Source organism: Prosthecobacter sp. (assembly GCF_014879935.1).
Classification (GTDB): domain Bacteria; phylum Verrucomicrobiota; class Verrucomicrobiia; order Verrucomicrobiales; family Verrucomicrobiaceae; genus Prosthecobacter.
Map to the genome: position 1 here is coordinate 1 of NZ_JACSRD010000286.1, position 9731 is coordinate 9731.

General features: G+C 59.2%; 10 protein-coding genes and 1 tRNA gene. 9 read left to right on the forward strand and 2 right to left on the reverse strand.

Features of this window, described 5'->3' with window-relative positions; all coding sequences use genetic code 11:
* The first annotated feature begins 133 nt into the window (after positions 1-133).
* Entirely contained in the window at positions 134-1534 is a 1401-nt protein-coding gene (locus IAE77_RS30825) for a DUF1501 domain-containing protein (RefSeq protein ID WP_294235552.1), read from the forward strand.
* Here the strand turns inward: IAE77_RS30825 and IAE77_RS30830 are convergent, their stop codons facing one another.
* Both IAE77_RS30830 and IAE77_RS30835 read right to left on the reverse strand, forming a co-directional pair.
* Positions 1535-2497, reverse strand: a complete 963-nt coding sequence (locus IAE77_RS30830; RefSeq protein ID WP_294235534.1) for a S1/P1 nuclease — start codon at positions 2495-2497, stop codon at positions 1535-1537.
* Between the two features lie 124 nt (positions 2498-2621).
* Entirely contained in the window at positions 2622-4892 is a 2271-nt protein-coding gene (locus tag IAE77_RS30835) for a DUF1549 domain-containing protein (RefSeq protein WP_294235536.1), read from the reverse strand.
* Positions 4893-5056: 164 nt separating this feature from the next.
* Between IAE77_RS30835 and IAE77_RS30840 the strand changes: the two genes are divergently transcribed.
* The 8 genes from IAE77_RS30840 to IAE77_RS30875 form a co-directional block, all read left to right on the forward strand.
* On the forward strand, positions 5057-5728 hold the full coding sequence (locus IAE77_RS30840) for a hypothetical protein (protein ID WP_294235538.1): 672 nt from the start codon (positions 5057-5059) through the stop codon (positions 5726-5728).
* A gap of 54 nt (positions 5729-5782) precedes the next feature.
* Positions 5783-6490: an HAD-IA family hydrolase gene (locus IAE77_RS30845; RefSeq protein WP_294235540.1), complete on the forward strand. Its 708-nt coding sequence runs from the start codon at positions 5783-5785 to the stop codon at positions 6488-6490.
* Positions 6491-6516: 26 nt separating this feature from the next.
* Positions 6517-6591: transfer RNA gene (locus IAE77_RS30850), tRNA-Lys, on the forward strand.
* 160 nt (positions 6592-6751) lie between these two features.
* The gene (locus IAE77_RS30855; protein ID WP_294235543.1) at positions 6752-6994 is read left to right on the forward strand and encodes a hypothetical protein; all 243 of its coding nucleotides are present in this window, start codon (positions 6752-6754) and stop codon (positions 6992-6994) included.
* Positions 6994-7452, forward strand: coding sequence for a type II toxin-antitoxin system VapC family toxin (locus IAE77_RS30860; protein WP_294235544.1), 459 nt, complete (start codon positions 6994-6996; stop codon positions 7450-7452). Before IAE77_RS30855 ends, IAE77_RS30860 begins: the two co-directional genes overlap by 1 nt.
* 4 nt (positions 7453-7456) lie before the next feature.
* The gene (locus IAE77_RS30865; protein WP_294235546.1) at positions 7457-8467 is read left to right on the forward strand and encodes a hypothetical protein; all 1011 of its coding nucleotides are present in this window, start codon (positions 7457-7459) and stop codon (positions 8465-8467) included.
* A 55-nt stretch (positions 8468-8522) separates the two neighbouring features.
* Positions 8523-8756, forward strand: coding sequence for a helix-turn-helix domain-containing protein (locus tag IAE77_RS30870; protein WP_294235548.1), 234 nt, complete (start codon positions 8523-8525; stop codon positions 8754-8756).
* Positions 8757-8852: 96 nt separating this feature from the next.
* Positions 8853-9731: PriCT-2 domain-containing protein (locus IAE77_RS30875; protein ID WP_294235550.1), on the forward strand; the 879-nt coding region annotated here is incomplete at its 3' end.

Genomic DNA, 9731 nt, shown 5'->3' on the forward strand with positions numbered 1-9731 from the left:
CTGCCCCACCCGGATACTTTTCGGCCTGAATCGCTCTCCCAGGTCGCCCACCCGAAACAGCGAAGACCCAAAGTTGGGCTGACAGAGTGGCAAGAGCACCGGCTGATGCGTCGTATTCCTGGCCGTGAATCCAATGCCATTCAGCCGCCGCGAGATGCTGCGCCAGTCGTGCGCAGGGTTCGGTTATCTTGCTTTGCAGGGTGTCCTGGGCCTGGAGGCCGCCCAAGCGGCGGTCGTGGACCCGCTGGCACCGAAACATCCGCATTTTCCCGCAAAAGCGAAGCGGGTGATCTTTTTGCTGATGAAGGGTGGTCCTTCACAAGTGGACACCTTTGATCCGAAGCCGCTGCTGGACCGCGATCATGGCAAACCGCCGCCTTTTGCGCTGCCTCGCGTCAAATTCGCCCAGACTGGGAATCTTTTGAAGTCGCCGTGGAAGTTCAAGAATTATGGCCAGAGCGGCCTGCCGGTGAGTGATCTGTTCCCGAATGTGGCGAAGCATGTCGATGATCTGTGCATCATCCGATCGATGCATGGCACCAATCCGGCCCATGGCGGAGCCTTGCTGAAACTTCACACTGGCAGCGACACATTTGTGCGTCCCAGCATGGGATCGTGGGTGAGTTACGGTCTGGGCACGGAGAACACGGATCTGCCTGCCTTCATCACGATTTGTCCCACGCTGGCGCACGGGGGCGTGAACAATTGGGGCTCCGCTTTTCTTCCTGCACACTGCCAGGGCACACCGCTCGGAAATGCCAGCATCGCGGCGGAAAAAGCCGTGGTCCGGCACATTCAGAACAAGTCGCTGAAGCCGGAACTGCAGCGGGCACAGCTTGATCTCGTGTCGCAGATGAATCACAGCCATCTGGTGTCCACGGGTGCCAATGCGGCGCTGGAGGCACGGATCAATTCGTTCGAACTGGCCTATCGCATGCAGTCCACGATGCCGGAATTGCAGGACATTTCGGGCGAGACTGAGGCGACGCGAAAGATGTACGGCCTCGACGACCCGGTGACGGCCAATTTTGGCCGCCAGTGCCTGATGGCGCGGCGTTTTGCCGAGCGAGGCGTGCGTTTCGTTCAGGTCACGCACAGTGACAGTTTTGTGCAGTGGGACCAGCATGGCGATCTGCTCAAAGGTCACACTAAAAACGCGGCGGAAGTCGATAAACCCATCGCCGGGCTGCTGGCGGACCTGAAATCACGGGGCTTGCTGGATGACACGCTGGTGATCTGGGGTGGTGAATTCGGCCGCACGCCGGTGGCGCAGGGAACCGACGGCCGGGACCACAATCCGCACGGCTTCACCATGTGGCTGGCCGGTGGCGGTAGCAAACCGGGCATCGCCTACGGCGCGACGGACGATTACGGCTACTACGCGGCGGTGGACAAGGTCCACATCCACGATCTGCATGCGACCATTCTCCATCTGCTCGGTCTGGATCACCTGAGGCTGACTTATCGCTATGCTGGACGGGATTTCCGGCTCACCGACATCGCCGGGGAAGTGGTGAAGGGCATTGTGGCCTGATCACTTCCAGATCGCATTCAGCACCGCAGCCGTTCGTGCGGCGGCTTTGACCATCTGCACACCGGCCACGACCTTTTGTTTGTCGATGTAGTCGGCCGGCAGTTTGACCTCGATGCGTTCGATCTTAGGGCCTTTGCCGCTGGTGTTGAGCGTGCAGGCACCGAATTCGATGCCGGCGTAAGCCCCTTTGGCCAGGACGACGGATTCGCCTGCCCATTGCTCCGCCCAGGTGTGATGATCGCCGGGCGTGGTGGCGTTCACCTTCGGCAAAGCGTCCTGAAGCAGCTTCGCCAGGTTCTTCAGGCCTGCGAGACGTTTCACAAGCTCGAAGTCCCACAGAGCGTGCATCTGGTCGTATTTCTCCGGTCCGAAGAACAACTGGTTCGCTCCACGATCCTCCAGCTTTTCCTTTTTCAACGGCAGGCATGAGACGGGATCGGTCTTCAGCACCGGATGCCGGATGTCGCTGACGTCGAAGAAGCCGCTGGCACAGTGCATGGGCTGGTGGATGTCGCCCACCAGATGCACGAGCACGCGGAGGGCGGTGCGTTTGTCGAGCGTGGTGGCTTTTCCGCCGAGGCAATCAATGCAGAGGTTGATCTGCTGCACCACGTCGTCACGTGTGGTGAAAACCTTCGCTTCTTGATACGATTTCACGTCCAGCGGCAGGTCCACGTAGTGCCAGGTGGCGTTGTAGGGGAAGGTTTGGTTGAAATCAGCCGCCTCCGCGTCGCCGATGAGCGGGCCTTCGTTCCTGGCGGCATCACGCACGCGATCCATCCAGACTGCGGTGAGCTCCAGTTTGTCTCCCGCCAGCGTGGCATCCACCTGCTGCCTTGCCTGTGGCGTGAGGAGGGATTGGGCCGCTTCCCAGATGGCTCTGTGACCTTCATCAGCCCAGGGATAGGCTGACACTGGAAAGACGCAGGCCAGAGCGAAGGCGGCAAAGCAGGGGATTCTCATGTTTTGATGGTGACGTAGGTTTCCACCAGACACAATCTTGGTTCCTGCCAGGCAAAACGCGGAATGCGATGGCTCGCATTCCGCGTGGGAGTCGTTCAAATGCAGGCCGCAAGCCTGCCAGGCGTCATTGAATGAAGAAGAACTGGCGGGTGTTCAGCACCGTCCAGAGAACGTCGCCACGATCGGTTCCGTCGGCATTGTCGGCGATGGGCTTGAGCAGCGATTTCTCCTCAGCGCTGGCCTTGCGGCTCAACAGACTGAGATAAACCGAGTCGATGACTGCCTCGCCACCGTCCTTCTTCGCCTTGTCCATGGAGCGGGCGATGACGGAGTAGCGGTTCATGAGGTTCGTGAACACCTTGCCATTCAGCAGCATGAGCGCCTGGCTCACGCTGGCCTCGTCGCGTGAGTTCTGCACCAGCTCGCGGTCGCTCTGGCCGAATTCACGCAGGAAGTGGCCGTTTGGCGCCGGGCTGCGCAGGTCCGCCGCGCGCAGCATATAGGTGTCGCGGAAGTTTTCCCAGGCAGCGAGCGAGGTCTTCTCATTCTTGCTGGTGACCTCGAAGCGCTCGGCGTCGGCTTTCGTGCGGGACTTGATCTGCTCCTGGTGCTTGGCACGGCGTTGTTTGGCCAGCAGGCCGAGAGCGCCCTCCAAACTGAGCTTTTCACTCTTTCCAGACTTCAGGACCAGCTCGACCTCCTTCACGAACGCCTCGTCCTTGATGATCTCATTCAGGCGGCCTGCGTCGGCGAGTTCGGCGAAGCGCTTGAAGCCGGCGTCATAGACAATCGCGTCCACGGCCTCGTCGATGCGTTTGCGCTGGCTTTGGATCGCACGGCGAGCTTCCCGAATGGCATCTTCGTCCTTCTCCTTGGTCGCGGCGTCGAGTTTCTCCTGCGCGGCACGGACTTCGGCGGCCAGTTCCTTCTGCTTCTGGGCGACCTTGACGGTGTACTGCTGCAATTCCTTGGGCGACAGGCTGTTCAAAGCGCGGTCGAGCCACTCGACGCGGCGCAAGGAGGTCTCCGCCTCGATCTTCGTTTCAATGCTGGGCGTGTCGGGATTGGGCTTGTAGAGGGCGACCATGCTGTCCCAGATCTGCTCGGCGCTCATGCGGCGGAGCAGGGGGCCGGGGAAGTTGTAGATCTCGCCGAGTTCGACGTCCTTCGTGTAAGCCTCGCGCTGATAGGCGGCGGAGTTCAAAATGCCGCGCAGCAGGGCCTTCATGTCGTAGTTCGCCGCCTTCATCGTGTCCTCCAGGAAGCTCATGAGCTGCGGATTGCTCGGCACGGTGCTGTCGGTGATCTCATCGACGGGTTCGATCAGGCCCTGGCCCATGAGCTTCTTCCACAGACGATTTGCGATGACCGTGGTGAAGCGCGGGTTTTCCTTGCTCGTCATCCACGCGGCATAGGCGGTGATGGGGCTGTGGCCTTCCTTCGCGATCTTGCCGTCCTTGCTGAAGGAGGCAGGGATCAAAGGCTCGATCGTCTGTTTGGGCTTGGCGTCGCTGTATTGATAGTCGTGCGGGAGACGCAGGGCCTTGCGGTGGGAGTCGTCAATGACCGTGTTGTAGCGCAGCGGGCGGAGGATTTCCGTCATGGCGCGGCCCACGTCCTTCTTTTCGATGCCCTCGGGCATGTCGAACTTGCCGGCAGCGCCGCCATAACGGGTGGCCTTTTTCTTCGCCGTGCCGCCGCCATAGATGGCCTGGGCGAGCAGCGGGTTTGTGAGGCCATTGCTGCTGGTCATGCCGTAGGTGTGGGCCGCCATCTGGTAGTAGTCCATCTGCGTCCACTTGTCGAAGGGATGGTTGTGGCACTGGGCGCACACCATGCTGGTGCCCAGAAAGACCTGGGTCGTCACCGCCATGTTGTCGAGCGGCATGTTGTAATCGCGGATGTAGAAGCCGACGGCGCCGTTCTCATACGTCTTGCCGTCGGCCGTCACCACATCGCGGACCATCTGGTCGTAGGGCTTGTTGGTCCGCAGGCTGTCTTTAAGCCAGTTTGAATAGGCATGGAAGGCCGGGAGGCTCTGGCCGCCCCCCACCATGTTGCTCTTCAGGCGGAGGATGTCGGCCCAGTAGTTGTAGAAATTCTGCACATAGCCGTCGCTGGCCAGCAGGCGATCGATCAACTTCGCACGCTTTTCGGGATCACTGCTTTTGAGGAATTCGGTCGTTTCGTGCAGCGTCGGAATGCGGCCGGCGACATCCAGATAGACACGGCGGACGAAGACCTCGTCGCTGGCAGGCTTGTTCGGGGTGATTTTCTCCTTGGCGAGCTTCGCGTTCACCAGTTCATCGATCTTCGCCGCGGTGGCCTTGAGGTCGGGGGCGGCATGCGCGGCCAGAGTGAGTGCGCTGGTGGCGATCAGAAGGGGTATTTTCATGGAGGGAACGGAGCGGGCGGGGGATTTTGGTTTTCAGGCCGCAAAACGCGGGTGTGCGGGGGCTCTTTCACGCTTTCCCGCGTGTTTTGTGCCACGTTCGGGCACATTCTCCGATTTTAACTTTGACATTTCATGCCGTTTTCCGACAGAATCTCCAATCTCCTATGAAATTGCTGCTGTCACTCTCCCTCATCACAATTCTTGCTTCCTGCACCGGCTACAATAGCAGCGGCTGCACCAGCGTTGCCGGTGTTCCGCGCTACACGTCTGAGCTGCCCTGCCGTGCCGCCCCGGCGACCAATGAAGGCCTTTGTTACGTCAGCTCGACCGGCGGTCAGGTGGTGAAAAGCACGGTGGACACCGTGGATGACACGGCGGATTACGTCGGCATCGTCGCTGACAAGCAGGCCCGCGTTTACACCAACATCGGCATGACGGCCATCCGCCGCACCGACGACATCGTTTATCGTGAGACCACACGTTACCTCGATTACGCCCTCGACACCGTCGATGACGGCGCGGCTTACACGGGCACGGTGATCAAGCGTTGGCCGAGCGTCGCCACCGGAGTTGTGCAGCGTGGCCTTGGTTCCACCCGTCGTGTCTATCAGAGCACCCTGGCCACCTACGGCGAGACCGTGAACCGCACCTACTGGCCTTTCTGGAACGTCTTCACCCCGCCGGAACCGAAGCCCTACATGGTAGGCAGCTTGAATGATCTTGATCCGGGTTACGCCCTTCCTGGCTCCGCTTGGCGCTGCAAACTGCCGGAACTTCCCGTCGAGCCGGTTGTCGAGGAGACCGCCGCCAAGAATCCGCGCACGATGTCCAAGTAACGTTTGTCCCGAAGCGGGGGCGGCTGACAAGGCCGCCCCCGCTTTTTTGTGCCCATGAGCCTCCATGCATTGTTTTTTGACGCCACCGGGACGTTGATCCGGCCTGCTTTCCCGGTCGGTGGCACCTATGCTCTTTTTGCCGGCCGCCACGGGATGCATGTGGCTGAAAAAGATCTGATGAAGGCGTTTCGTGACGCGTGGAAGGCCGCAGCCCAGCCGATCCACCCGCCGGATCAACCTCCCGCCGATGACGATCGCGGCTGGTGGCGGTTGCTCGTGGCGGATGTGTTTGCACGGGTGCTTGGCACTCCCCTGGCCGAGAGCACGCTGGACTGCCTTTTCGCCGAACTTTATGCTCACTACGCGAAACCTGAAGCCTGGGAGGTCTTCGTGGACGTCCGGCCCGCTTTGGAGGACCTTTCGCGCGATCATCGCCTGCTCGTTCTCTCGAACTTCGACCGCCGTCTCCGCTCCATCCTGGAAGGGCACGGGTTGATGCGGTTCTTTGAGAATGTGATCATTTCCAGCGAGGTCGGGGCCTCCAAACCGCATCCACGCATGTTTCAGGCGGCGCTGGCCGTCGCGGGCTGCGAGCCCGACCGCTGTCTCCACATCGGCGACGATGCCAGATGCGATGGTGAAGGCGCTGCGGCGGCGGGAGTCCACTTTTTCGCGGTCAATCGGCCCGAAACGAGTCTTGTGGCGCTGGTCGAGAAAGTCCGTTCAGCGGCATATTCCGGCTTGCGCAGGCCCGGCATATGAATACATACCCGCCCCCTTACCGGGAAGCGCAGGTAGCTCAGCGGTAGAGCAGTTGGCTTTTAACCAATTGGTCGAGGGTTCGATCCCCTCCCTGCGCACCACTCTGAAAAAGAGTGGTTTATGAACGAATAAAGCGAAAATCAGCCGCAAAGGGAACATTATGGGAACAAATTCCCCAGTTGATTGCCCCTTTCCATCCGTGTCCACGGTTGATGCGTGAGGGCTTGCCACAGGAGGGGCGAACGGCTATCCTCCGTCATCATGTCCACCCTGACACTCGATCAAACGACGCCTTACGCCAGTCTGCTGATGGCTGGCGAGGTTGTGTCTGTGATGCAGGGGGGCAAGAAGCTGGGTGTTTTCCTTCCGACCACTCCCAAGCCGCAAAGCGTGCCGCTGCCGGATTTCCGCGCCCGCCTGCGGCAGACATGGGGCAACCGCGTGTTCAGCGAGGCGGAGGTGCAGGAGATGCGCGAAGCGGAGCTTGAACACTGCCACGGCTGATGCATTGCGCGGACACGTCCTTTCTGTGCGCTCTCTACCGCCAGCAGGCGAATTCAGAGCGGGCGATTGAGACGCTGGAGGCCGTCGGTGCCCCCATTGTGATTTCATCCCTCCTGGCCTACGAGTTCCGGCAGGCCGTGCGCTTTCAGGTGTTCCTGCGGTCCCGTGACGCCAAGAAGGGGTATTCGGAAACGGAGGGTTTGATGGTGCTGGCGCAGTTCGAGAACGATCTGGATTCCGGCGTGATCATTGAAGCCGGGGCGAACTGGACCGACGTGGCGGCAATCGTGGAGCGCCTGAGTGAGCGGCACACGATGAAGCGTGGCGCACGCTCGTTTGACCTGCTTCACATCGCCACCGCGCTGCAATGGGAGGCCACGGTGTTCCTGAGCTTTGATGGACTGCAACGCGAGATTGCGGCAGCGGAGGGGTTGGATGTGCTGCCTGCCGATCTCTGATGCCATGCCCAAGCAAAGTACATCCAAGGCGAAGGCTGCCACCGGAGCAGGGGGGACGGGCACCAGTTCTGTGCCGCCGAGCACTGAGCGCAGGGGGGAAGTTTTGCCCCCTCCAAAATTGCCCGACTCAAGACAAGAGGCGGTTGTCCTTGTTGCTTTCGCCAATCAAAACACCCCAAGTGCAAGCCAGCGTGAAGATTTTATGGCAGCGGTTCAATGGGAGTGCGCAAGGCATGGCTATTATCACGGAATGCTCCCTGAGTTTTACCGGCTTGCAGCGGAAAAACGCAGGCCAGATTCCAGCACCGTTAGGAACACGGCTGATGATGTCTTCGATAGTTCCGACTTTCCCGCTACACCATGGGCAAAACTACCAGAGGACGCGAAGCGCCTGTTGTTGAGGCTGCTCTGTGGAGATCAGTCAAAGGGGGCCAGACTGCTCAACGCATACGAGGGCTATCCACAAGCCCTGCGCTTCGTTAAATGGAGGAATGCTTTCGATGAAGAGTGTCCATTGGATGAGCTAGAAAAACGGCAAAAAGACGCCCCCAGATTCATGCCGATGGATGATGGCGGCGCGGTTGTCTTGGTGCGTATTTATCCCGGCTGCGGCTGGGGTAAAATCACCAGCGATCTTCAAAGTGAACTCAAAGACTTGAACCTGCCAACGCTGTCTCAAGACGGTAGAATGAATGCCAACGATGTGAATCATTGGGCGAAGGTTTTGAAGGGGCTGGCCGCCCTTTGGCTTGAGAAAGCGCAGACATCGAGAGCAGAGCAAAACAAACTGATTTACCCGACACAGGGGAAGAAAGCGGATTACGCTTCTTTGGAGGACGCAAAAAGGAAGGCGCAAGCCGAGGTCGATGCAATGGTGAATGCGCTGGTGGAAAGATGCGAAAGATGGACGAAATGGAAGAAAGAATCGGTCGCAGGAGAGGAGGCCTTTTTTCGCTGTCTCAGGGACGCAATGAAGCCAAAACGCACCAAGAATAAGCAGCGCGGGAAACCCTGATTCAGCTTTTGGGGAGGGTAGGTAGTAGCCGATTTGGCGCTTGGCATGATCTGCCATGCGCCAAGCAACACCGCCCAAATCCACCATCGTCACAACCACTCCGCTGGAGTGGATCACCATCAAAGAGGCGAGCCGCCTGTTTTCTATTGGCCGCTCATCTCTTTATTCGCTCATGGGAGAGCGAAAAATCAAAAGCACCTGCCTGCGCATCCGAGGGAATCAGCGCGGCAAACGGCTCATCTCAGCGGAGAGTCTGCGGCTGTTTCTTGAGTCAGGAAGCGAAGGCTAAAACGAAACGAGCCACTGACTTTCGCCAATGGCCGGCGCTCGTGATTGATGCGCGGAGATCAGACCAGCGGGAGCAGGGGCGCAACAACCATCCACCATGTCCCCGAAACCACTCTATTTCATCGGCGAATCCGTCAAATCGACCACCGTTGAAGCCCATCCAGCCGCCACGTTCAAGGAGTTCGTCACCGCCCTCCGTGACGAGCCGCACAAGCTCTCAATCACACGCGCTGAATTCCAGATGATGGACAAAGCTGGCCGTGCTGCGGTAAAAGAAACACTTCCCTATTTCCTGCCATGCACCTTCAAAAAGTCCCCGTGGAAAGGTCGCACACGAGAGAACGCCCGGCTGTGCAATTTGATCTGTCTGGACCTCGATAACGGCGAAGAGGCAAGACGTTTCGTGAACAATCCCCAACTCCTCAAGCAACTCCTAGGGAAATACAATTTCTTCGCCTATGCCACGATTTCTTCGACCCCCGAACAGCCTCGCATCCGCATCGTGGTGGAAGCAAAAGACATCCCTCCCGAACAGTATGCATCAGCCGTGCGAACCGTGGCGCGAATGCTGAAGGTGGACAAATTTGACCCAGCCTCACTAAATCCGGTTCAGCCCATGTTTGTCCCCGTCATTTTCAAAGGCGAGTGCGGTTTGTTGGATTGCCCCGGTTTAGCCAGTTTTTTCGCATCCCGCCCTTTCTCCGTGGCTGACATCGAGCACGAAGAGAGGGCAGAAGCCGCAAGCCCAAGCATCCAGATTGTGACTGACGAAACGGCAGCCGATGGGCTGGAAAGTCTCCCCGTCGCAGGCATCACCGAAAGTGATGCGCGGCGGGCACTCGCAACGCTCAACGCTGACATGGATTATGATGATTGGGTTGATGTCGGCATGAGCCTCCACCATCAATTCGCAGAAGATGGTTATGAGCTTTTCGACGAATGGAGCGCGAGCGGCAGCAAATACACAGCCTCGGAA

Excerpts from the sequence above, each read along its gene's own strand:
- IAE77_RS30860 (WP_294235544.1), top strand. The coding sequence starts at position 6,994 with ATGCATTGCGCGGACACGTCCTTTCTGTGCGCTCTCTACCGCCAGCAG.
- IAE77_RS30835 (WP_294235536.1), bottom strand. The coding sequence starts at position 4,892 with ATGAAAATACCCCTTCTGATCGCCACCAGCGCACTCACTCTGGCCGCG.
- IAE77_RS30845 (WP_294235540.1), top strand. The coding sequence starts at position 5,783 with ATGAGCCTCCATGCATTGTTTTTTGACGCCACCGGGACGTTGATCCGG.
- IAE77_RS30865 (WP_294235546.1), top strand. The coding sequence starts at position 7,457 with ATGCCCAAGCAAAGTACATCCAAGGCGAAGGCTGCCACCGGAGCAGGG.
- IAE77_RS30830 (WP_294235534.1), bottom strand. The coding sequence starts at position 2,497 with ATGAGAATCCCCTGCTTTGCCGCCTTCGCTCTGGCCTGCGTCTTTCCA.
- IAE77_RS30855 (WP_294235543.1), top strand. The coding sequence starts at position 6,752 with ATGTCCACCCTGACACTCGATCAAACGACGCCTTACGCCAGTCTGCTG.
- IAE77_RS30825 (WP_294235552.1), top strand. The coding sequence starts at position 134 with ATGCCATTCAGCCGCCGCGAGATGCTGCGCCAGTCGTGCGCAGGGTTC.
- IAE77_RS30840 (WP_294235538.1), top strand. The coding sequence starts at position 5,057 with ATGAAATTGCTGCTGTCACTCTCCCTCATCACAATTCTTGCTTCCTGC.
- IAE77_RS30870 (WP_294235548.1), top strand. The coding sequence starts at position 8,523 with ATGCGCCAAGCAACACCGCCCAAATCCACCATCGTCACAACCACTCCG.